The sequence below is a fragment of the Clostridium cavendishii DSM 21758 genome (assembly GCF_900141845.1).
GTDB classification, from domain to species: Bacteria; Bacillota; Clostridia; order Clostridiales; family Clostridiaceae; genus Clostridium_AG; species Clostridium_AG cavendishii.
Map to the genome: position 1 here is coordinate 169,268 of NZ_FQZB01000006.1, position 24,434 is coordinate 193,701.

Here is a 24,434-nt window from a genome sequence, read left to right on the forward strand (position 1 = left end):
CCCTCCCATTACTATCCACTAATCCTTAATATTCTTTATTGTCTCACAGCTATTTCCTATTCTTCACACTCTTTTTCAAATACCAAATCAAATGTTTCTATAACACCACTTAAACTAAAATCTACTGGTATTGCACTTACAAATCTCCAGCCTTCTTTACTGTATTTATCTATAATTTCTCTATGGTCTTCTGAAACATCAAAAAAGCTATCCCCTCTTGTTTTAACATACTTATATTTATACATTTTTCCCCTCCCATAAATTTTTTTAAAAATTAATCAAATAATATACTATCCATACTTGTTTTACCATTCAAAACTTCAAAGAATGTTTGTCCCACTAGTTTAGAATCTTCAAACGATAGACATCCTGATGAACAAGTTAATATAGGATATTCCCCATTTACAGCTTCTTTTCTCATATCAAAAATATAGTGATTACCACAACCATCCATTGCAAATGATACTCCACCTTTCATATATTCCGGAAATTCATAACTTATATTCATCTCTCTTAATCCAACATTTCCATCATCTTGGCAAGTGAAAAATTGAAAGTATCTATCGCCATTTCCAAATATAGCCCCATTATCATACTTTAAGAATTCTAAATATGCTTCTGGCAAAACTCTTTGAGGAAAGCTCCAATTTTCTGGATTTATCCACTTATTTAAACCTTCTTTTTCTTCTTCTGAAAGTTCTTTATTCCAAGTTTTCTTAAGCGTTTCTATCATTATAAACGTTGCCCCTTCACCTTTTCCATATACATAATTAAATTTTTCAAAATTCATTTATTCACCCCTCTATTTCTATAGTAATCTAAATTGTATTTTTTAATAAAAGTAGTATATAAAATACTATAAATACTATTTAGTTATCTATACTAGATTTCTATTTTAAAAATTAATTACTTCATTTCATTTGTTAATATAAATTTTCTCATATTAATATTTTACAGTATTTTATATGTATATTTAAATTAATTTTGATAATTTATGAAATTTCTATTCAAATGTTCTGTTTAATTCCTTAGATAAACTTTTCATTTTCAGATAGGTTTTTAAAATAAAAATACTATTAGTTTTTATATACATTTCTATGATAACTCGAAATATTCCTAATTCTATTATTAAATATGGTTACAAAATGATTACAATATAGTTACATAACTTCACTTTTCTACCATATTATTATTAAAGTTGTACAATTAAAAGTGTATATAATATTTAAAGGAGATGACATAAATGAGATTTTCAAAAAAATGTATTTCTGTATTTGTAGCATCACTTATAATAACCACTAGTTTGGGTATTAATGTTAGTGCTAGCACGACTCTTCCACAAAAAGATAACAATACTAAGAAACTGATGAACGAATATATGAATGAACTAAAGAAGCAGTATCCTTTTAATGGAGCGGTATTAGTTTCTCAAAAAGGAAAAATAATTTTTAGACAAGCCTATGGTAAAGCTGATTTTGAGAAAAATATTCCTAATACACCTGATACCAAATTTTCCATAGCATCTGTTTCAAAGCAATTTACCGCTGTTGGAATTATGATACTACAGGAAAGAGGTGAATTAAATGTAAAGGATCCTCTATCAAATTATCTACCTGATTATCCAAATGGAGATAAAATAACAATAGAAAATTTACTTACTCATACATCAGGACTTGCAGAATATTTAACTAATGAATTACTTACTTCTAATGCTTCTAAAAACAAGTATACACCTGAAGAAATAATAACTTTATTTAAAGACAAGCCTTCTGTTTTTGAAACTGGAACAAAGTTTAAATATTGTAATTCAAATTATATATTATTGGGTTCTATAATAGAGAAGGTCTCTGGAATGAAATACGAAGACTTTTTAACAAATAATATATTTAAACCACTAAAAATGAAAAATACAGGTTTTTATTTAGATACATCAAATACTAGTAAAAAATCTAATGCTTATCTAAGAAGTAATACTGGTGCACAAAATGTAATTACAACTAAAGGATATATAAATCATACATTAGGCTATGCAGCTGGAGGCATGTACTCTACATTAGATGATTTATATTTATGGCATAGAGCTTTAAGCGATGAAAAAATATTAACCAAGGAATCTTTAGCTCAAGTATATAAGGAATATTTACCTGGTTCTAATTATGGCTATGGAGTTGGATTAGATGTTATTAATGGGCAAAAATGTATAGCTCATATGGGAACTATGCCTGGAGTTAATACTATTATATCAAGATATATAGATGAAGATACATGTATCGTAGTATTATCAAACCTTGCACAAATAGATGTTGATAAAATACAAAGTAATCTATATTCTATTCTACATCAAGGAAAATATGAAAAACCTAAGCAATTTACAGAAGTAAGTATTGATCCACAGATTTTAGATAGCTACACAGGAAAATATGAATTTTCACCAGGCGTTAGCTTTGAAATTGTTAAAAAAGATTCTTCTTTATTTCTTGTTACAGATAACTTTATGATTTCACCTAATGAAACTAATGCTATATATCCATGCTCTCAAACTAGGTTCTTTCACAAAGTTGAAAATCTTAATATAGAATTTAAAGATATATCAAATGGTAAAGCCCAAAATGCAATGCTAAACGTTGGTGATTCAGGGGTAGAATTTAAGAGAATTAATTAGATATAAGCTACTAAAAATACTAAGAGTTAAAATTCATATATGTTTTTACTCTTATAATTGTTCTTTATAAGGTGCTTAATTGCAATAGACCCCTTCCTACAAAATTTGTAGGGAGGGGCTTCTATCCTTTGATAGACCACTATTTAAGAATCGCTTGACAGCCATTATAATATTTTCTCCGACTTCAATAATATGATTATCAGAGTCATAGAAACGAATAACACGCTATAGAAAGTTATATACGTGCCTAAGACTATAAATAATATTTACTTATTGCATGCTTCCTAGTAACTAGCAGACACTTATTATTTTAGTTAATTATTAAATCCAATTTTTATTTAATAATTCTTTAAGCATTTTCACCTGCTCTTTTCCTAAAACATCTGCTATCTTATTCTCTAATTCCTCTTTTAATTCCTGACTCCTTTTACAATAGTCATTTCCCTTGAGGGTAAGTTCTGTATACTTATTTCCATGTTCATTTGTTACAAATACTAAATATCCTCGTTCTTCTAACTTTTTAGCACATTTAAACATTGCTTGACGAGATATGTTTGCTTGTCTTGCTATTTCAGCAAGAGATATCTTACCCATACTAATTTTAGCTAAAAGTAGTGCCTCTGTATGAGAAATATCTTCTTCCTCACTATCTGCCCATCTATTTTCAACTTCACGTCTAAGAACAATATGCTTTTCACTTATTAAATCTATTATAGTTAAATTTTCATTCATCTTCTCACCTTATTTTCAATTATTATATATTTTATTTTAATAAACCCACATCTATTTGTCAACTTAGTTGACAAGCTTTAAAGTTAATGTTACAATCACAAAGTCAATTTAGTTGACAATTTATTTTTACTTTAGGAGGAATTTTTAATATGGGACAAACAAAATTTCAAAGATTTATTTTTACATTAATGATGTGCTTTAGCATGGTTCTTGGTATGACAATTTATAATATGTTTTTGAATGAAGGCTTTCACTCTCAGTTTTTTGCTCATCTTCTAAAAGATTTTTGGCTTGGATTTATTGTAGCTCTTTTTTTAGATATATTTATTGTTGGTAAAATTGCTAAACCAATTGCATTTAAAATTGTAAACCCAAATAAAGATACTAAGCCAATTAAGGTTATATTATCAATTTCAGGCTGTATGGTAGTAGGTATGGTACTATTTATGTCTATGTATGGTGCTATTAAAGCTGTTGGTTTTAGCAGTATGGCATTAAAAATTTATCCATCTTGTGTTATTAGAAACTTTATTATGGCATTACCACTTAACTTACTTATTGTGTCTCCTTTAGTAAGATTCTCATTTGGTAAAATGTTCGATAATTAAGCTTCGATAAAAATTATTCTTAATAAAAATATTACACTCAAAAAAAGGATCCACATTAATTTGTGAATCCTCTCTTTTATCTCTAGGAGATATCTTACTTATATATTTTAACTTGCTTTATATTGAACTGTAAATTTAGCCTTTTTGCTACCTAAGAATACTATTTTTCCGTCTTTAGGTAATGTAACTTTATTGCTACCTGTTACTAAAGAATCATTTATTAATGCACCATTGCTATCGTAAGCTACAAATGCAGCATTTTTAGGAATATCTACAGTGATTTCTTTGCCTGCTGACTCATCACTAATTTTGTACCATTCAGCATATCCATCTTTGTTGATTTGACATGTAAATTTATTATCTTTTGGTAAAGTTTTTATTGCAGCTTCTTCTACATAAATTTGATTATTAGAGCTTATATACTCAAAGTTATCCTTATTATAAAATTTATAATCGTGTTGATCTCTTGAAAGTGAACCAGGCCCATCTAATAAAGACAGTGCTAAATCTTTGTCTACTATTTTATCCATACCTAAGTATCCTTCAAATCCTTTTGCAAAGGTATTTTGTAATACTGGACTTTCAAGTATATACATGACTGAAGAGTACTTTTCATTTACTAAGTAATATCTTTTTCCTTCCCTTTTCTGCCAATCTTTAGCGATATTATCTTTTAATTTATTTAGTTCTTCTTTTTGACCTACATATGAATTCATTGCTGCTTGACCTAAATAAGGTAATGTTAAATAGGCAATCTGCTGCATATAAGTTTTTCCATTTGATTGCTTTACAAATTTTATGCCTTGTGAACCATCACTAGTTCTAAAAGTTCCATCTTTTGTATAAGCAAGAGTTTTTGTACCGCTTTGTGGCTCTTGAGGATTTGATATAATTAATCCTTCTGATTCATCAATTTTAGCATTAATGAATCCTGTACTCAATGCATACAAACCTTCATAGTTTTTAAGTTCTGAAGGAACAGCTACTTTTTCTGGTGCTGTAAAAGTTTTATCTGGTAAAATATCCTTAATCTCACCTTTTTCTTTTAATGCAGTAAGAAGAACTTGGCTAGCCATTACTTCATCGTAGAAACTACTTCCTCCAGAACTCACTACTGCCATTGCCATATTTTTTTCTGGTAAAACAACTAAATTGCTATGATAAAAAACAGAATCTCCACCTTTTGCTACTGCCTTAATATTATATTGGTTAAAAGGATAAAGATTTACACTATCCCAGCCTAATCCATAAGCTAGAGTATTGTCGCTATCCTCTGTCCAAATACCTCTTAAATATTCCTTATTTTCCATTGCTTTTATAGATTTTTTTGAAACAATTCCATTTGAATCTTTAGTAAATGTTTTTGCAAAATTACATAAGTCTTCTGCTGTTGAATAAAGGCCAGCAGCACCAAGAGCATTAAAGTTTTCTGCAGGTAAAGCATTAGATATTCCATTATGATATGCCTTAGCTAATTTATTTCTATCAAATTCATTAATAGGTGTCTTGGTGTTATTCATTTTCAAAGTATTTGTAATATTTTCAGCTACATAATCTGTATAACTAATACCTGTTACACGTTCTACTAATATTTCAGCAAGTGTAAATCCATCATTACAGTACACTGAATGTGCACCTGGGTCTGCCTTTAGACGTTGTGTTCTTAATTGCTTTATAAAAGTATCATGGGCATATGAAGAATTGTCGCCAAAAAGAAGTGTATTTGAAAAACTAGACCCCATTAAACCTGAAGAATGATTTAATAACATTCTAACTGTAATCTTTTTATACCTGTCATCTGCCATTTTAAAATCATCAACATATTCTGTAACTGGAGTATCAAGAAAAACTTGTCCCTCATCTACAAGTCTCATTATTGCTGTTGTTACAAACATTTTGCTTATCGAAGCTATAGAATACATATTGTCAGCCGTTACTGGCTTATTGTCTTCCCTTGAATATACACCAGAATTACCAGACAATACTATCTTGCCATTATCTATTAAAGCATATTGCACGCTTGTACATCCATAACCATTAGTTAAAAGCGAAGCTTTTTGTTCTGCAACTGCTTTTGTTTGATTATAATTAGATTCTAGACCATTTTTAAATTCGTTAATGCTTTTCTTATTTGATTTTTTATTTTTTTCTTCACCTTGTACATTAACATTTGATTGTTTAATTTTATTCGCATCGGGTATAATTATATCTTGTCCATCTACAGTTTTAAGTGGAAAGTTTAATATGTTTGATGGTTTCGCTTGTCCTGTTCCCAATGGCTTTTGATTTACAGCAAAAGCTTGCATTGATGACATACTCATTAAGATTGTCAACGTTACTGCAACTATACGTCTTTTCATTTTAATCTCCCTCTTTTCATAAAATATTTGGTTTTTTTATACATTTTATACATCTTATGTTATCATATATTATGTAAAGTTAAAAGAAAAAAACTATAATAAAAAAATAAGATAGACTTGAAGTCTATCTTATGAGTACTATATTCATTAAATTTTCTGAGTCAAAATTTGAGACTTTTTTGTTTTTGTTTAATACCTTTGCTAGTCTTTCTGCATAGCCTTTATAAAGCAAGCCAAATACTGAAAATACCTTACTACGAAATCCATAGTAAGGAGTTTTTCATCTTTTTTTATTAAATATTTAAGTCTTTGTCGTAAAACTCCTTAATAATACTTCTTGTTAAAACTCTTGACTATTTATTAGTGTGATTCCATTATCTTCGAATTTTTTCAAAACGCTATCCCATTTCTTTTCTTCAAGTAACACAATACCATCTTTAATAATTGAGACGTTATATCCACGTTTTAAAGCACCTTTTGCTGTAAAGTAAACGCATGCTGCGGCATCTAGTCCAACAAGATATAGTTCGTTAATTTGATGTTCATCCAAAAACATTTCAAGTTTATGATTAGTAAATGCATCTGGCATATTCTTTGTAAAACAATGATTGGATATGATGTTGATTCGCTTGTCAAACTCAGCTCCTGAATTTCCTTTGATTGCTGTACCATGACCAAAAAGTTTAGATATTGTCTTACCAACAAAACCATCAAATTCTTGACTAATATATACAACAACTATATCCTTTTTAGAAGCCTCATCTATCATATTATTGACTATTTTAATAAGTCTTTCTGAATCTTTATAAGGGAACGGAGGTTTTGCCTCCAATCCAGTATAGTCCTCTTGTATATCAATTACTAATAATGCCTTTTGTGGATTATCAAACTTTCTATTTTCCACGCTCATAATCTTCCCCCTTCTTATATATAACACAATATTTAACTGTATTATTTCTGCCTTTATTTATATTACTTGTGTTTAAAATATTTTATTCCTACTAATATTATCCCACGAATTTCCATTAATATAAATCTATTAACTCTTACAGAAGTAAAAATTATACAAACTTATTAAAAAAAACAAAACTCCTTACTACGAAATTCGTAGTAAGGAGTTTTTTATATTTTTAATATTAATTATCTAACCCATTAATCTTTTCTCTAAAATTTTGAAGTTCTTCTGCTACTTAAAAATTATTCAACAAACAAGCTTTCACGTTTATAGTCTGTGTATTCTGTACCCAGTCTTTCAAATAATTCTATTACTTTTAATTTTTTATCAATAATTGCTTTTAATTCTGAATCTGTTACACCAATAAGTTCTACAAACTGAACCTTTCCGTTTGGTGTTTCAATTTCTCCAAGCTTGTCTAACTTAGTAATAAATCCTGTAATCAATGACTTCCCTTCTGGATCCATACCAGTAGTTTGTCCTGTATATATGTATTCATTTGGATTAAAAATTTCACCCTCATTATAAGTTAATCTTGCTATTGCTTGTAAAATCCCACACATTCCTCTAATTCCTGCTTCTTCATCTTCTAAGCAGTCTTTTTTAATCTTTACAGTTAATTCAAATCCATATCCACTATATTCCTTATTTTCACTTTCTTTCTCATAAAGTTCTGATAAACCAAAAGTAACAAAGTGATAATATTCTCCACCATCATAAATACTTATACCATCCAAAGGATCATTCCCTCCAAGCATCCATGAAACAACAGTTCCATAATGTTTAGGATTAGTCTGTCCTGGATACATTTTTAGGCACGCATCTTCAATAGCCTTCCAGCCATCCATTACTATCTCATCAACCTCAGGTTCCTTCTCTTTTTCTTTTTTCGTGAACTTATCTAAAAATCCCATATTTATCTTCCTTTCAAATTATAATTTAATCCTATAAGTAAATTACACTTTCCTTTGAATCTTCAAGTATTTTATCAGCTATCTCTTCTGGTTCAGCGTTAATCATTACATACTGCAAAATATCACTTAATGGTAAACTTCTATGTAAAAGTTCAGTGTAATATTCAAATTCTACATCTTCACAATTTTTAAGGTGATTTTTTATAATACTTATAATTTCTATAATTTCATTTTTACTTAAATCTTTAATAAATGGAGGATTAGGAGTCAGTGCTTTTCTTGAAATAATATCTAACGATGTCCAGCCCCAATATTCAGCAAACTCAATCCCCTTATAATTTTTTCCTGTAATATGATTAAGTTCTAACAATTCATTTTGATAATCAGCTTCACCATTTTCAGCAATAAAATCAATTAATTGACTAACATATGCTATTTTACTTTCATCAAATCCTGGAAATTCTAATTCTTTTCGCATTTATTCTCCTCCCAAAATAGTCCTAGTATTCTATTAGATTATTGTCCCTTCAAAATGATCCATTTCATGTTGAATTATTTGTGCTGTAAATCCAGTAAATACTTGCTTCTGCTTTTTAAAATTTCTATCCAGATACTCCACTTCTATAACTTCATATCTCTTTGTTTTTCTAAAACCAATTAAAGATAAACAGCTCTCTTCTGTTTCATAAGCCTTTTCCTTCTTTAATATAACTGGATTCACCATAGGTACAATAAGGCTACCTACAGCAAATACCAATATACGCTTTCTTACTCCAATCATGTTTCCAGCAAGCCCAACACAATGCTCTAAATTTGCTCTTAATGTATCTATTAAATCGTCAATTACTCCTATATCAGCCTTAGTTGCCTCTTCTGATTTTTGTCTTAAAAACAATACATCTTTTACAATCGGTTTTATCATAATTTTTCCTCTTTTCTGCTTATATTTCCATAAAATAAGATATAATTTTAAAACTTACCCTATTAACTACTCTATCCCTAATTTGATTTAATACTTTAAAGAAAGTATTATTTATATTATTAACATTAACCCTTTCTTCACTATTGTACACATTTCTAACTTAAAAAAATTATAACATAACCTAATACTCGTTTTGAATTAATATTATTGATTGACACAAATAAAATTTAAAAAGTGTATTGCATAAAGTTATTATTCTTCTTAAACCCAAAATCTGTGTAAAGAAAAACTCCCATATCAGATGCAGTGATTTGAACTGTTCCACAACCATATTCTTTAGCTTCATTAACTACCTTGTTTAATAGTTCTTTTGCAATACCTTTTCTTCTATAGTCCATTAATATATACATACTAGATAAAAGTCCAATCTTTCCAGTTGGATTACTATAATATGGTGGTTTTTGAACAAATGACATTCCACTTGTTCCTATTATCTTGTCACCATCTACTGCAAGCCAAGAAACAAATGTACCATCTGCTAAGTGTCTTATATAATACTCTTTTAAATTTGGTTCTAAGTCTATAGTTGGTTCTGCCCCCTCTTCTTGTAGTTGAGCCATTCTCATTTTAATAAATTTAGGTAAATCATCCTGTGTCAATTTCCTATATTGTATTTTCAACTCCATCACCCCTATGAATTTTTTATTTCAAGTTTTAAGAATATATTTTTATGCGAAAATAGCTAGTAAAACTTTTATGATTTTACTAGCTGCTTTCACAATATATTATTCACCTTTTAAAAAATGCTCTTAATAAAATTGATACTCAGCTTTTTAAAAGACATTAGAATTTCCTATTATTTTTACCTTAACATATTCTGATTCTGCTATTTTCCCATTATATATTCATCAAATCCAGAATCTTCATTTTGCTCTTCTCTAATGACTTTAAAACCTTTCTTTTTATAAAACTTAACAGCCCTTTCATTTTCTTTATAAACCGCTAATTCTATTTTTTTATATTTATCACTTACATAATCAATTAATGTACTACCTATTCCCAAACCTTGATAATCAATATCTATAAATACTGCACCTATAAATTCATTATTTATTATACTTATAAATCCCCTAATATCTTTTCCATCATCATATACAAAGGTATCAGCCATAGGTATATACACATTTTTTACGACATTATAATTATTCTCCCAATATTTCTTATCAATAAAATCATGCGCTTTAATTGTACTTAACTTCCATATTTCCATGACTTTATCTATTTCTTCTTTCTTTAACTTTCTAACTATACACATAAAAACCCCTTATTTTCTACTATTTATTATTTTTCTGATAGTATGTTCTGATAAATAATATTTTTTAGATATATATTTTATATTATAACCATTTTGGTACATTGAAATTATTTGATTATTCCTTTCAAAGATAATTTTTTTTGCACCAGTCTTTTCTCCCCATTTTTCCCTATTATCATACTTTGGTATATATATTAAATTACCTTGTACATATTGTTGAATTTGGCATACCAACTCTTTAGGTAATACTTCTTCTGCATTTATATATTTCATATTTTAATTCTCCTCATAACAAGATTTATAGTAACTCTTTATGAGGTCACTTCTTTTTATAGCTATTCTTTTAAAGAGTACTACAATTTAAGGAAACTCCTTCTCATATTAATTCGAATAAGTATGTTAGCATTAGCCAAATTAAAATTTGTATGCTTACTTAAACGAAACTAAATATTACAAACATCAATTCACCTCCTAATTTATAAATCTACGACTATATTATATATTACTTTGGTCAAATTTAGTTAGTCTAAAACAATTATAATCATTTTCAACTTAACATTTTTTAGTTTTAATAGAATTACTTAATTATACGGAGCTTTAACCTATAGAAATAACCTTAGCTAAATGAAAATCAATAGCCAAGGTTAAAAACATCATTTATTTATGATATGGTTCATCGTATAGAAAATGTAAAACCTTTAAATTTATCTATTCTCTCAATGCTATAGTTGTTTTTCCAATATTCACATGTACAACGATTGTTATATTAATTGCTATCCTCATAATTACCATCTCCAACTCTATCAATCACCCTTTTATCCATTATCATAGAAACAATATATAACACTAATACTGGTGTTACTAATAACGAAGTATATGCTATACCAATACTTACTGAAATATTGGTAGCTATGACTCCTATAATGGGTCCACCTAAAATTTGACCTAATGCATTTATTTGTCCATTTATAGAAAGTATAGTAGCTCTGGCTTTATCATCTATATGTCCATTAAGCCATGCACTAAATATAGGTTCATTTATAGTTCTAAAGGTATTTGTGGCTAAATAAGCTGTTAACATTAAGCTAAAGTTTTTTGTAATAGCAAATATGAACATAAATGCTATATAAAATATATTTATACATAATAATAACTTTCCATTTTGATTTTTATCATCATCCTTAAGTCTCTTTGCCATAAAATGCATTACTATAGTACTCAATATCATTCCTGCAATTCCAAAGATTCCGAACCAAGTCACTGGTTTAAGGTTCCCAAGTTTAGGAAGCGTAGTGTCTTGCAAAAAATGTGCATTAGAAAGTCTATCGTAACCCTCACTTGATAATCCATAAAATAAAGTTACAGAAAGTAAAATCATAATTATAGATTTACTTTTTATAAATTTAAGACCAGATTTAAATGTATATCCCATCTTTTTGAATGTATTTAAATCCTCTGGCGCAGATGGTTTAAAATTATTTTCTGGCATATATAACACTAAAAATAATGCAAAAATTATAAATAAAACTCCACTAACTATAATAGGCAGTCTTACAGAAAAATTAGCTATTAAAGTGCTTAGTACTATTCCAATAACAGACCCTATCTGCCCTATTTGTGCTCCCTTTATATAAATTTCATCCAAATCTTTAGCTTTCTCTTCTTCCGCTATCCAAGCTTCAACAGCCCCACTGATAAAAGTAGAACCTAATCCCCATACAATCTGTGCTACAAGTACGAAAACGAAACTAGAAATAGCACCTTCTAAAATAAATCCTGCTCCTGTTAAAACTACACCAATAATAATAGATAGTTTACGGCTATATACATCTGCAACTATGCCTGTAGGAATTTCAAATATAAAGCATGCTGCCTCTAAAGTAGTTCCAACAAGTATAAGTTGAAGTGGATTTAAATGAACCTTTTCAATGTGATACACTATCATAACTGTAGCTGCTAACGAAAAACACATTGCTATAATTGCTGAAAATAATAAATAAATTTTATATGCTGAAAGTTTATTAACCATTAATCATCACTCTCCATTTTCTTAAAAGATTTTTTTGTTTCTCATAATTTTCAATTTCAAATATATAAATCATCATAATACTCTCCTTAAGTAAAAAAAGGCTATAAATGAACATAATAATTCATTTACAACCTTATAATCATATAACCTAAATACAAACACGAAATATAGAACTTTAATTTATATAGCTTGTCATTAAACTATTCAAATTAAGCTCTCATATCATATCTATAAGTAAAGCAAAATAGGCAAAAAAATACCGTGTTAAGAACACGGCTTTCCTATTATACAAATAAAGATGTAACATGCTCATTATAATACTGATTATTTTGAAGTACACAAATAAACATGGTAATATCAATATTTTTAATAATTGCTTCTACCATAAATAAACCTTGAATAACTCAAGATTCTCTAACGTACTTTTTAAAATAATCCTTATTCAGTTAGTTTAATTTAAAACTACCTCTTTTTGCATATTTACAACACCTTTACATTTATATTTTTCATGTTTATATTTTAGTATAATTACATTATATATAAATTTAACTTTTTTTCAATACTTTTATTTTTATATCCATTCAAATTTAAATGAAGATAATAAAATTGCTTAATGGTTGACAATTATGTTAATTTCATTAGTAGTTATGCAAATGGCTTCTATGATGGTTAAACAACTCATTATCATAAAACTTTTTAAATATAAAACTCCTTCCCACAAAAATTCGCAGGAAGGAGTTTCATAAGAATCTTAAAAAAATATACTTTTTAACCTAAACTTTCTCCATTTGTTTCTATAACATTTTTGTACCAATAAAAAGACTTTTTCTTGTATCTTTTTAGAGTGCCTTTTCCTTCATTATCTTTGTCTACATAGATAAATCCGTAACGTTTTTTCATTTCTCCAGTAGATGCACTAATTAAATCTATACATCCCCAAGTTGTGTATCCAATAACTTCTACTCCATCTATATTGATGGCATCTCTCATAGCTTTTATGTGTTCGTCTAAATAGCTTATACGATAATCATCATTTATATTTCCGTTTTCATCTATAACATCTTGTGCACCTAGTCCATTTTCTGCTACAAATAATGGCTTTTGATAGCGATCATATAAATTATTTAATGTGATTCTAAAGCCTAGTGGGTCTATCTGCCATCCCCATTCACTTGCTTCTAAATAAGGATTTCTTAATGTAGGGAATACATTTCCTTCTGTTAGCTTGCTTATTTCTGGATCTGCGCTTGTTAATTGGCTATTGTAGTAAGATAAAGATATAAAATCAACAGTGTGTGTTTTTAGTAATTCTTTATCTCCCTCTTCCATCTTAGGAGTTATTCCTTTGCGCTCCATTTCTTTTAAAGCGTAATTAGGATAGTAGCCTCTTGCTTGCACATCTATAAAGAAATACCCTTCTCTATCATTTTTATAAGCTTTCCAAAAATCATTTGGATTGCATGTGTTCGGATAGGTAGTTCCAGCTGCAATCATGCATCCAACCTTGTTGTTTGGATCAATTTCATGGGCAATCTTAGTTGCTATAGCACTAGCCACAAGTTCATGGTGTATTGCTTGATACTGAGCTTTTTCAAAGTCTTCCCCTTCTTCTGCTAGTACCCCTGCTCCCATAAATGGTAGATGTAAGATCATATTAATTTCATTAAAGGTTATCCAATGCTTTACTAGCCCTTTATAACGAGTAAATAATACCTTGCATAAATTTTCATAAAAACCTATAAGCTTTCTATTTTTCCATCCACCATATTCTTTTATTAAATGTATTGGACAATCAAAATGAGTTATTGTTACTAATGGCTCTATGCCATATTTCTTACATTCTTTAAATATATCTTCATAAAATTTTAGCCCTTCTTCATTTGGCTTATCTTCATCACCTTTTGAGAAAATACGGCTCCATCCTATGCTCATACGATAAACCTTAAAGCCCATTTCTGCAAATAAAGCAATATCCTCTTTAAATTTATGATACATATCAATTCCTTCTTTTGCTGGATAATAATATTTATCATTAAACTCTAACATTTTTATAGCTCCACTCATTACAGAAAAACGATCTTCTCCATAAGGAATTACATCAACATTTGCAAGACCTCTGCCTCCTTCATTGTATCCACCTTCACATTGATTGGCAGCAGTAGCTCCACCCCATAAAAAGTTTTCTGGAAATCTATTATTCTTCATTTAACTTCCCCACCTTCTAAAATATAATCGTAAGTAAATCTTTGCTATCTTTAGTTAATCCACTTTCTATAACATCAAAATATTGATCATGGTTTGTAACTATTACAGGTGTAACAGTTGAATAACCTGCTTCCTCTATTGCTTTAATATCAAACTCAAGTAATTCATCACCTATGTTAATATTATCTCCTTGTTTTATTTTAGGATTAAAATATTGACCTTGTAAGTTAACAGTGTCCATACCAACATGAATTAAGATTTCTACTCCCATGTCACTAGTTATTCCTATAGCATGATAAGTTGGAAATAAAGTTGTGACAATTCCTTTTACAGGTGATTTAACTAAACCTTTAGATGGTTTAATAGCCAATCCTTTTCCGATTATTCCTTGTGCAAATGCATCATCTGATACTTCACTTAGCTTAATAATTTCTCCCTCGATAGGCATTTTTAATGCTTCTTTTTCTTTGTTTACTTTTATTACTTCTTTTTTATCTTCTACTTTTTCTATTTCATCTTCTTTATCTTTATAGAATATTAATGTTAAAACAAATGCTATTACCATAGCTATAACTACACCAATTGCTCCTACAATAACACTATCCATATTTTTAGTTGCAGGGTTTATCATTGCTGGAAACTCAAATATTCCTAAACCACCAATTATAAATTCCTTTAAATCAGCATATCCATAGTATGCACCTGCTATACCTGAAGCAATACAGCTTATGATAAGAGGCTTTTTAAGTGGTAATAGTATTCCGTAGATAGCTGGTTCTGTAACACCGAAAACTCCTGAAATAGCAGATGGAATACATAATCTTTTTAATTTTTTGTCCTTTGTTTTAATCATTATTGCCACAACAACAGCAGTTGTTGCAAAAGTTGTTCCAAAGAACGGCATCATAACATTGTCATAACCTAAAGTTGATATATTGTTTATATAAACCGGAAGGAATCCCCAATGTATACCAAAGATAACTAGTATTTGCCATGTAAGACCTACTATAGCTCCTGCTATTAATGGTGAGAAACCACGTACAGCTATTATGCCATTAGTTACTATTGTAGATGCATAAGTAGCTACTGGTCCTATAACAATAAATCCTAATACTAATGAGAATAATAATGTTAACATTGGAACAAAGAAAAACTTAACTAACTCTGGTACAAGTTTATCAAATAATTTTTCAAATTTACTTGCAACAAAACATATTAAAATTACAGGTATTACTGTTGATGTATAATTCATAGAAATAATAGGTAATCCTAAAAACTCTAAATATACTGGTGAAGCAAAATTTGTGCCTTCAAATAATGTATATAAAGGTTTAAGTGCTACCGATAATGTGCCTTGTTGAATAGCTGGATAGCACAATACTATTCCTATTAATAATCCAACAAAAGGCTTTAAGCCAAATTTCTTTGCAGATGTATAACCTAATATAACAGGTAAATACATGAAAATTCCATCACCAATGGCATTTAAAATCATATAAGTTCCACTCTCAGCGCTGACCCAGCCTAATGCACTAAATAGAGCTAAAAATCCTTTTATCATTCCTGCTGCTGTTAAAACTCCAAGAATTGGTTGAAAAATTCCTGAAATAACATCTATAATTTTATCTAGTGGCTTATTACTCTTATTTTCACTATTCTTACTTGCACTTTCTGAAGAAATACCTGCAATCTCACAAACATCTTCATAAACCTTAGCTACGTGATTTCCAATAACAACCTGATATTGTCCTGCTGATTTTAATACTGTAACAACACCATCCATGCTTTTTAAGATATCATCTTTCGCCTTTGATTGATCTTCCAATTGAAAACGCAATCTAGTTACGCAGTGAGTTAAGCTTTGAATATTTTCCTTTCCTCCAACATTTTTAACGATCTCTTTTGCTAATTGTTCATACTTTCCCATTATTAATACCTCCATCAATTCATTTTTAGTAATTATGAAATATGAAGGTTTGGCCAACCTAATGTCACCATCCAAACTAAATAGTTATCTTTAATATACCTCCTTCTTGTATTTTTATTTATATTAATTGGTTTGTTTACTTAAAATTCTAGCAATGTGAATAGTTAAGTATAATTTCTCTTCATCAGAAATTATATAGCTATACTTTTTATAAATAAACTCACCAATTTTATTAACACATTTATATGACTCTTGATATTTTTCCTTGATGATATTAAGTAAACTATCATCACTTTCCTCATCAAAGGTCTTGCCAGTTACAAGCCTTTGTGCAAAGAACTTTATATGAGTTACAAATCTATAAAAATATACTGACTCTTCATCAAAAGTAATGTTTAAAGTATACTTAACAATGTTTAGTATCTCTTGAATAACCTTTGTTATGTCATACATATTTGTTATAGTTTCATCCATTAAACTATTTGCAATATGGATAGCTATAAATCCAGCCTCATCTTCTGGCAAATCAACCTTTAATTTGTCTGAAATTATTTTTAGTCCTTCTAACCCAACTGCAAACTCATCTTTATAAAATCTTTTTATGTCCCATAATAGAACATTCTTCATGTTGATACCTTCTAGATGTCTCTCTACTGCAGTCTGTATATGATCACTTAATGAAATAATCAAATTATCACTTAACCTTTTTTCTAATTTAAGCTTTGCATATTTAATAATTTCATCACTTAATTCAACATACTCTAAAGGCATATCCTTTAATAATTCTTGTAGCTTATTTGTCATGTTTTTATCGGATAAAGAAAAGACCTTATCTACAATCCCCTCATCTATTTCATCTCCAACACGCTTTTTGAATGCAAGACCTCTTCCCATGACAACTTGCTCCTCTTTATTTTCATCTAATATTACAACAACATTGTTATTTAGTATTTTGTGAATTATCATAAAACACCTCCTATGTAAAAAAACCTACGCACTATTAATTATAGTACCCCTGTACTATGATTAATATTACGTAGGTTTAGCTTGCTCAAACAATTACTATCCTATCTACTATTTATTTATATTATTATGATATCATATACAAAATTAAATTGCAAAGGTTTTCTCATATTAATTGTCAAGGTAACTTATACCATTATGTTTTTCTAAAATAAGTCATTAAGTAAACTCTTTTATAGTAAAACTCCTTACTACCAAATCCGTAGAGAGGAGTTTAGCACCTAAACCAGTATTCTTTTGCAATTCTTCTATTAAAGATTTTACTGTTAATGAAACACTATTTTGTTCCTTTTTAAGAAATTTGTACATATGCTATTCTCATAATCTACTCCAAACAAGATTTCACATAATCAACTGATACATCCATTCTTATAGCAGTTTCTTCAATTGATAGACCACTATTTAAGAATCGTTTGACAACCATTATAATATTTTCTCCAACTTCAATAATATGCTTATCAGGGTCATAGAAACGAATAACACGCTGTCCCCAAGAATGTTCTACCATAGTATGCACATAGTTAATACCCTCAATATTATTTATCTTTTTAATAAAATTATCAAAATCATCCTCTTCAAAATATAACTCTGTTACATTTCCACCAAAAGAAATTTCACTATCTTGCTTTTGAATAAAAGCTAACCAAGTATCTTTTGTTTGTAATGCAATTCCACCTGTTAAAGTTACATTTGCACCAAAATCAACGACAACCTCTAATCCAAGTACTTCATAGTAAAATTGCTTTGACTTTTCCATATTAGAAACAATTATCATTGGACTTAAAAATTTCATTGTAATCCTCCTTATTTTTAACCCAACTTAAATATGAATTTTTTCCAAAAAATTCAAATATCATTTTCATTACAATGCCCTAAAAATTAGAATATATCCCTACAATTCAAAAAGAGCATTTTCATAGTTTTGAACGTAATATTTAATATTCTTCCTTCCCTTTTTAATAACTGTATGCCCCTCTGATTCCAATTTTTTCTTCTGTTCTTCCACACCACCAGGATACTTTGGATTCAATTCTCCATTTGCTTTTAATGTTCTCCAATATGGTGTCTCATCGTCACTTCTTTGGTAACTTGCCCACGCTACTATAGAAGTAAATATACCTGCTGTTATAGGTTCGGTAAAGTCAGCACCACTTAACTTTGCGAAATATTCTCTAATACTTCCTACCGTAATCACTTTGCCATATGGTACTAATTTCATTACCTTATCATACTCAATAGGTGGAGCAAAATACATTTTGTTCCCACCATATTTTTCAATACTTTTAACATCAGAAATAATTTGAAACTTAGGCATATCCTTACTATCATTTAACATTGCATTAAAATCTTTTTTATCTTCATTTGCCATATTTAACACCTCCTAACTAAAGCATAATATATATAATTTTCCCATGCAATGAGACGATTAACTTTAAAATTTCTTTTCCTTTATTACTTTATTAATAAATATATTTACTAAGTTAACATCAAATTGAATACCAGCATTTTTTATATTTCTTCTCTCTTTAATCCTTTTGCATATCCCTCTTTCATGATGAGCTAAAATAAATTAGGAGATGTGTGAGAACTCATTTGAAGATTTTAATGCACCATTTATTACATACGATTCTTTATTTATATTCATTGCTACTAATCTACTCCAAACAAAATTTCACACTATCAACTAATATATCTATCCTAATAGGAGTTTTTTAATATCAAATATTAAACTTACTCTTTCCTCTAAAAATCCATAGTTCCTCTGAATCCTTCAAATGCTCTTCTATCAAACATTCACTTCCTTTATCTTCTGCATATTTCTTTTCCTCAATTGTTAAAGGAACCATCCATAAAATATTAACCTCATCTTCTCTATATAAAGGCAATTTAATATCAGGTACATACTCAAAACCCTTATTGTTTACTAAAAGAACATAAGGAAATTCAGCTAAATCAGATGATATTTGATTACATGGAATAGTATGACCATGTCCTAACCAAGTTAGATAAGTCCAAGGAAGCGTTGTTTGTGCGCTTATATAACTCAAAATACCATTTCTATTTTTATTTAAAAGTTCAGTTTCTATAACAAATCCAAGTTCAAAGCGCCTATGATATTTTGGTTCCTCAAAGTACATTTCAACCTTAGGTTGTGGTATTACTGATACACCCATTGTAATTATATATGTTAGATCATCTTTTTCAATTGTTACCATAGCTTTTGGTGGCCAATGTCCTCCATCAATAGCATAATACTTTTCATATTTTCCAATACTTTTTTCTATAGTGGCAAGGTACTCTGTTTGAATTTCTCCCCACGATTCATCATTCCAATTATCCCAAAACTCTTTCGCCTTGCGAACTCTCTCATATAACACATTTTCTGAAGAATTTCCAAGGGGCCAAGCAAATTGTGATTCTTCAACGCAATCTCTTGAATATCCTGAAAATTGCGGTCCTGCCCACCCTGGAATAACACTTAATATCTCATTATTATACAATAAAGCAGCTCCATCTCCCTCTTCAAACCACACTATCTCAAGTTTAGATGCATCTAATTTTTCTGCTCCATTTGGATGTGCACAATAATCACTTGGGAGCATAGGAGCATAGCCATTTTGCATAGCCTGAACATCCACTTCTTTTGGAGCCTTTTCATAGTTTCTAACCCAACAAGGATTCATAAACCTATCATTGGAATCAGATTGTCCAAATAAATAAAAATACACACATCTATTATCCTCTTCAACAATAGCTTGTATATTACAATTGGGAGAATTTGATTCTATTAAAACCTTAGGTTCTACTTTCTCCTTGCTAAATAAGTCCTTAATACCCATTTTACTCCTCCTTATATCACTAAAAATTATTCTTTTGTTTGTAATCTTTATATTCTAAAATAAACCTCATATACACCTTCTAATATAAACTAGTTCTTTATTCTATTTTTGTACTACTTTTAAATATACTCACTAAAGTAATTTGTATAATACTCCACAAAACTTTTTATTATATCTTCTCTATCCCTTGTATACTCATTTATCTCTCCATTTAAACTATGTATCCATTCAACATCAACCATACATCCTACATCCATATTGATACCATATTTAGCATCCTTTATTAAATTGCTATCTTCACTATCTCCTATGCAAAATAACATGCCACATAATACTCTTATATATTCACTACTTCCCTCTTGGTAATTCTGAATTTCTTCTAGTAGTAATCTTCTAATGTCATCCCTATCTATTTTTTGTGGTTGTAAACCATATTTCTGAATTAATTCAAACGCCCTTATTTCGTTAAAATCCATATCTTCCAAGACTCTTCCCCCTTATTTGTATTCCTATAAATAAATTCTACTTTTATCAAAAGTCTATAACTTTAATAAATTTTCTAATACCATCTACAGAAATTGTTTGTTTTCATTTTAATAACTATTTTTTGCTTTTAATAACCATTAATGTACAAACTACCAAAGTAGATGCCAAAAATAATATACTAATTAAATCTAAATAATTACAATATAATAACCAAGTAAAAAACTAAAAATTCCGTAGATGATAGCTATGGTGCTTGTACATTTTCCTGCCGCTATTCTCTAAAACTCATACCTTACATATTCACATTCACATGGATTACCAGCAGCTATATATATAGCTCCATCCTCTGGTATCATTATAAATGATGCTAATGTGACTGATGATACTTGATCCTTAGGATCAACGTGACGGCATATGGATTTTGGATTTTTCTCGTGATTTTCTAGGATTTTCTTAACTATTTCAATATTTATGTGTCCATAATTCTGATCCATTAATTTGCTAATCGTATCTAAACGATGGTAACTGTCTGGCTGTAATTCTGGTGCAGTATCCTCTTCCTTGAAACGTTCTGTAATATAATGATTTGAGTGCACCATCATATCCCTTTCTGGATACATAAGTTCAAAATCATTATGAATACTCTCAATCCCAAGCATATGTCCATTTATATCAGCTAAATGATAGTAGCCAAGACCACGGGCAACTTGTTTAAGTATCTCCATGGCATCATTGATGTTTCTCTCTCTCATTACTTTTGGAAGGTAACAGCCTACTGGAATATTAAATGAGTAATTTTTGCCTATAGTAGCATTTGCACACATACCCATTCCGGCAGATGAAAATATGAATTCACTAGAATTTGAAAAACTTAATATAAATTGCTTAATACCATTTTCATGATGAATTTTTAATAAATCTATTGGTGCTTCGGGAAGAAAATCTATATTTTGTCCTAAGATTGTTTTTCCATCTTGTGTTGCCTTTCCTGTTGCTGCAAATGAAGTACATAGCCCTGAAATATTATTATAAGCAAAGGTAAGCTCATTAAAGCACTTCTGAGTAAATATTTCTTCAAAACTAAGCCCAGTAGCATCAGCCTGCCCCCTCATTATTTCAACTAGATAAGGATCAAACTTTTGAACCGCAGGAAAAAACTTCATAGCACTTGTGACAATCTCTTCCTGTGAAGCTTTGTAGTAAAACTCCATAAAATTACTAATGTTTTCTGAAACTTTTAGGATACTCTCTTTACAGCCCTCACCCCATTGTGTGCCAATTTCATATGGAGTACCCTGACACTCAATAAGTTTAAACTCTTTAATATTCTTCATTATATTCTCTCCTTCCATATTTATATAATTTAGTTATGTATATAGTTTACTACTACTACCATAAAATGTATAACAAAAAATATTCTCCTAATTTAAATTCTAGAATCTTTTTCTATATTCTTACGTGATTATTAAATATTCTATTATAGAATAGGTTATCTCATCATCTTAATATCAATTAAAACTATTTATATCAATGTACTTAGCACTTTTTAATATGAAAAAGCCCCCAAATGATTCATAACTTATATAAATCACTTGGAGACTTATTATATTATCATTTCAACTTTCAACATTACCAAATTAAAGGAATCAAACGATAACGTATTTTTGAGCTATACTCTTTATATCCATTAAGCTCTTTTAAAAGAGTTTCTTCTTCATTTTTTATTCTAATAACAATTATAGGCATGATTAGAGCCATAGGTATTATAGAAAAATAGGAACCAAGTGCAAGTGGCATAAATAACATCATTATTATCATTCCTAAATACATAGGATGTCTAACTACTTTGTATGGACCAGATGAGATAACTTTCTGCTCATTTTCTACTTGTATAACAGTGGATGCATAACTATTTTCTTTGAAGACATAGAATATAAAAATATATGCTAAAAAAGCAATAATATTTGATAATATTACAAGCCATAATGGCTCATTTGACCAATGAAATCTAAAATCTATACCAGGTAAGATAAATCCAAGATAATATGCCTTAAAAAATAAAGGGGTTTTTTTACTTTCTTTTGCTTGCTTGGTATTTGTTCTCCTAGCTAGAAATTCAGGATTCCTTTTTATGAAATAGCCTGTAATAAAAAAAGTTATTATAGAAAACCCTAACCAAAAAATCCATGCTTGCCAAAATTTCATTGTGCCTGCTGGAAGAAATAAAATAATCCACATAATAATAGTAAGTATAATCGGAACTGTGAATATTTTCTTTTTTGATACATTATTATTCTCCAATGATATTACCTCCTGTAAATAAGTATATAAATTTTAGTTTGATTAGTACGAACTTACCCCTATGGATTTAGTGAGTAGGAGTTTCTTTTATTTATTATTTTCTGGTTCATAATTAAGATATTTTTGTATAAGCTTCTTATGTTTTATTTGAGCAGGTGAAAGAAATCTATTTGACATTTCATTAAATAAATTCTCATTAGTCTCTCCAAATCCACTCTTACCATATAACATTTCTTTTAGAAGAGGTTCCTTTTTTATAAATTCTGCACCTTCTCTTGCTAAAGCTTCAACTTCTTCATCATCTTCAGACATTTCTTTTAATTTAGAAAGACGTTTGCCAAACTCTAACGCTATTTTATATTGTTCTGGGTGCTCTTTGAAATGTTCTGCTATCTTTTTAAAATTTTCTTTATAATCTTTTTCCCACTTAAAATCATCCATAACACCAAAAACATTTCGTTGCTGATTATATAGTTCTGGAGAGGATTCTCTATACTCTTTAACTTGATTTGTATTTAATGTTTCTGTAATTACTTTAAACGATTCAGACGCAAAGGATGTTTCTTTAAGCTCTTCAACTTCTTGATTTAATAATGTTTCTATCTTAGATAACTGCTCCTCTATATTTCTTTTTTCAATTAGAAGTTCAGATTGTAATGATTTAAGCACTTCAACAATACTTCTACTATTTTGTGTATCTCCTAATATTTCTTTTATTTGCTTCAAATCTAGTCCTAAATGTTTTAAATGCTTTATGACTCTCATACGTTCAAGTTCTTCTGCACCATATAAACGATAACCACTTGTAGATCTTTTAGGCTCTTTCAATAAACCAATTTTATGATAATATAGAACAGTTTTTAATGTACTTCCCGTTAATTTAACAAAATCACTTATTAAAATTTTATTATTCATTATATAACCTCCATGAATTTATTTTAAACCCAACCCTAAGGGTTGAGTCAAAATAAATTTTATCAGTAATTTTTATCATTTTATGATTTGTTTTCTTTTTAATATAATTTTAATGGTTATAATTTTTTGAGATAAAACACACTAATATATTTATATTATTAACTTTTATATAAGGTTATATAATATTAGATAGATATACAAATATAAAAAAAATGAGAAGGATTATATCATCAAATGATA

The 24,434-nt window shown here is 28.9% G+C and carries 25 protein-coding genes; 2 read left to right on the forward strand and 23 right to left on the reverse strand.

The features are described from left to right. Nucleotides 1–56 precede the first annotated feature (56 nt). Together BUB01_RS06555 and BUB01_RS06560 are read right to left on the reverse strand one after the other, a co-directional pair. On the reverse strand, nucleotides 57–245 hold the full coding sequence (locus BUB01_RS06555) for a DUF4177 domain-containing protein (RefSeq protein WP_072985902.1): 189 nt from the start codon (nucleotides 243–245) through the stop codon (nucleotides 57–59). Between the two features lie 29 nt (nucleotides 246–274). Then, the gene (locus tag BUB01_RS06560) at nucleotides 275–790 is read right to left on the reverse strand and encodes an SMI1/KNR4 family protein (protein ID WP_072985903.1); all 516 of its coding nucleotides are present in this window, start codon (nucleotides 788–790) and stop codon (nucleotides 275–277) included. Between the two features lie 453 nt (nucleotides 791–1,243). Here BUB01_RS06560 and BUB01_RS06565 point away from each other — a divergent pair, with 453 nt between their 5' ends. Then, on the forward strand, nucleotides 1,244–2,662 hold the full coding sequence (locus BUB01_RS06565; protein ID WP_072985904.1) for a serine hydrolase: 1,419 nt from the start codon (nucleotides 1,244–1,246) through the stop codon (nucleotides 2,660–2,662). 321 nt (nucleotides 2,663–2,983) lie between these two features. Here the strand turns inward: BUB01_RS06565 and BUB01_RS06570 are convergent, their stop codons facing one another. Then, nucleotides 2,984–3,394, reverse strand: coding sequence for a MarR family winged helix-turn-helix transcriptional regulator (locus BUB01_RS06570; RefSeq protein ID WP_072985905.1), 411 nt, complete (start codon nucleotides 3,392–3,394; stop codon nucleotides 2,984–2,986). Between the two features lie 149 nt (nucleotides 3,395–3,543). On the opposite strand from BUB01_RS06570, the gene BUB01_RS06575 reads away from it, so the two are divergent. Next, nucleotides 3,544–4,002, forward strand: coding sequence for a DUF2798 domain-containing protein (locus BUB01_RS06575; protein WP_072985906.1), 459 nt, complete (start codon nucleotides 3,544–3,546; stop codon nucleotides 4,000–4,002). 107 nt (nucleotides 4,003–4,109) lie between these two features. Here the strand turns inward: BUB01_RS06575 and BUB01_RS06580 are convergent, their stop codons facing one another. The 20 genes from BUB01_RS06580 to BUB01_RS06670 form a co-directional block, all read right to left on the reverse strand. Further along, nucleotides 4,110–6,362 carry a serine hydrolase domain-containing protein gene (locus BUB01_RS06580; RefSeq protein ID WP_242958373.1) on the reverse strand — a complete coding sequence of 751 codons (2,253 nt, stop codon included), beginning with the start codon at nucleotides 6,360–6,362 and terminating at the stop codon, nucleotides 4,110–4,112. Nucleotides 6,363–6,702: 340 nt separating this feature from the next. Further along, nucleotides 6,703–7,272 carry a cysteine hydrolase family protein gene (locus BUB01_RS06585; RefSeq protein WP_072985908.1) on the reverse strand — a complete coding sequence of 190 codons (570 nt, stop codon included), beginning with the start codon at nucleotides 7,270–7,272 and terminating at the stop codon, nucleotides 6,703–6,705. A gap of 287 nt (nucleotides 7,273–7,559) precedes the next feature. Further along, on the reverse strand, nucleotides 7,560–8,165 hold the full coding sequence (locus BUB01_RS06590; RefSeq protein WP_341422524.1) for a suppressor of fused domain protein: 606 nt from the start codon (nucleotides 8,163–8,165) through the stop codon (nucleotides 7,560–7,562). Between the two features lie 97 nt (nucleotides 8,166–8,262). Continuing rightward, nucleotides 8,263–8,709 (reverse strand): hypothetical protein, encoded by a 447-nt coding sequence (locus BUB01_RS06595; protein WP_072985910.1) that lies wholly within the window; start codon nucleotides 8,707–8,709, stop codon nucleotides 8,263–8,265. Nucleotides 8,710–8,742: 33 nt separating this feature from the next. Further along, nucleotides 8,743–9,153 (reverse strand): peptide deformylase, encoded by a 411-nt coding sequence (locus BUB01_RS06600; RefSeq protein WP_072985911.1) that lies wholly within the window; start codon nucleotides 9,151–9,153, stop codon nucleotides 8,743–8,745. Between the two features lie 227 nt (nucleotides 9,154–9,380). Then, on the reverse strand, nucleotides 9,381–9,833 hold the full coding sequence (locus BUB01_RS06605; RefSeq protein WP_072985912.1) for a GNAT family N-acetyltransferase: 453 nt from the start codon (nucleotides 9,831–9,833) through the stop codon (nucleotides 9,381–9,383). A gap of 206 nt (nucleotides 9,834–10,039) precedes the next feature. After that, entirely contained in the window at nucleotides 10,040–10,468 is a 429-nt protein-coding gene (locus BUB01_RS06610; RefSeq protein ID WP_072985913.1) for an N-acetyltransferase, read from the reverse strand. Nucleotides 10,469–10,477: 9 nt separating this feature from the next. Next, nucleotides 10,478–10,741: a CD3324 family protein gene (locus BUB01_RS06615; RefSeq protein WP_072985914.1), complete on the reverse strand. Its 264-nt coding sequence runs from the start codon at nucleotides 10,739–10,741 to the stop codon at nucleotides 10,478–10,480. 493 nt (nucleotides 10,742–11,234) lie between these two features. After that, a complete protein-coding gene (tetA(P), locus tag BUB01_RS06620; RefSeq protein ID WP_072985915.1) occupies nucleotides 11,235–12,497 on the reverse strand; it encodes a tetracycline efflux MFS transporter TetA(P) in 1,263 nt (420 codons plus the stop codon). Between the two features lie 768 nt (nucleotides 12,498–13,265). Further along, nucleotides 13,266–14,702, reverse strand: coding sequence for a 6-phospho-beta-glucosidase (locus BUB01_RS06625; protein WP_072985916.1), 1,437 nt, complete (start codon nucleotides 14,700–14,702; stop codon nucleotides 13,266–13,268). A 16-nt stretch (nucleotides 14,703–14,718) separates the two neighbouring features. Continuing rightward, complete coding sequence (locus tag BUB01_RS06630; protein ID WP_072985917.1) at nucleotides 14,719–16,629, reverse strand: beta-glucoside-specific PTS transporter subunit IIABC; 1,911 nt, start codon at nucleotides 16,627–16,629, stop codon at nucleotides 14,719–14,721. A gap of 123 nt (nucleotides 16,630–16,752) precedes the next feature. Further along, nucleotides 16,753–17,595: a BglG family transcription antiterminator LicT gene (licT, locus tag BUB01_RS06635; protein ID WP_072985918.1), complete on the reverse strand. Its 843-nt coding sequence runs from the start codon at nucleotides 17,593–17,595 to the stop codon at nucleotides 16,753–16,755. Nucleotides 17,596–17,811: 216 nt separating this feature from the next. Beyond that, nucleotides 17,812–17,961 carry a hypothetical protein gene (locus BUB01_RS23120; protein WP_159433213.1) on the reverse strand — a complete coding sequence of 50 codons (150 nt, stop codon included), beginning with the start codon at nucleotides 17,959–17,961 and terminating at the stop codon, nucleotides 17,812–17,814. 16 nt (nucleotides 17,962–17,977) lie between these two features. Next, entirely contained in the window at nucleotides 17,978–18,445 is a 468-nt protein-coding gene (locus tag BUB01_RS06640) for a VOC family protein (protein WP_072985919.1), read from the reverse strand. Nucleotides 18,446–18,544: 99 nt separating this feature from the next. Next, complete coding sequence (locus BUB01_RS06645) at nucleotides 18,545–19,021, reverse strand: MGMT family protein (RefSeq protein WP_072985920.1); 477 nt, start codon at nucleotides 19,019–19,021, stop codon at nucleotides 18,545–18,547. 349 nt (nucleotides 19,022–19,370) lie between these two features. Next, nucleotides 19,371–20,492: a suppressor of fused domain protein gene (locus BUB01_RS06650; protein ID WP_072985921.1), complete on the reverse strand. Its 1,122-nt coding sequence runs from the start codon at nucleotides 20,490–20,492 to the stop codon at nucleotides 19,371–19,373. Between the two features lie 119 nt (nucleotides 20,493–20,611). Next, nucleotides 20,612–20,968, reverse strand: a complete 357-nt coding sequence (locus BUB01_RS06655) for a hypothetical protein (protein WP_072986040.1) — start codon at nucleotides 20,966–20,968, stop codon at nucleotides 20,612–20,614. A gap of 288 nt (nucleotides 20,969–21,256) precedes the next feature. Next, nucleotides 21,257–22,312, reverse strand: a complete 1,056-nt coding sequence (locus tag BUB01_RS06660; protein ID WP_072985922.1) for a C45 family autoproteolytic acyltransferase/hydrolase — start codon at nucleotides 22,310–22,312, stop codon at nucleotides 21,257–21,259. A 295-nt stretch (nucleotides 22,313–22,607) separates the two neighbouring features. Continuing rightward, entirely contained in the window at nucleotides 22,608–23,279 is a 672-nt protein-coding gene (locus BUB01_RS06665) for a methyltransferase family protein (protein WP_072985923.1), read from the reverse strand. Nucleotides 23,280–23,366: 87 nt separating this feature from the next. Continuing rightward, nucleotides 23,367–24,194, reverse strand: a complete 828-nt coding sequence (locus BUB01_RS06670; RefSeq protein ID WP_072985924.1) for a helix-turn-helix domain-containing protein — start codon at nucleotides 24,192–24,194, stop codon at nucleotides 23,367–23,369. Between the last annotated feature and the right edge of the window lie 240 nt (nucleotides 24,195–24,434).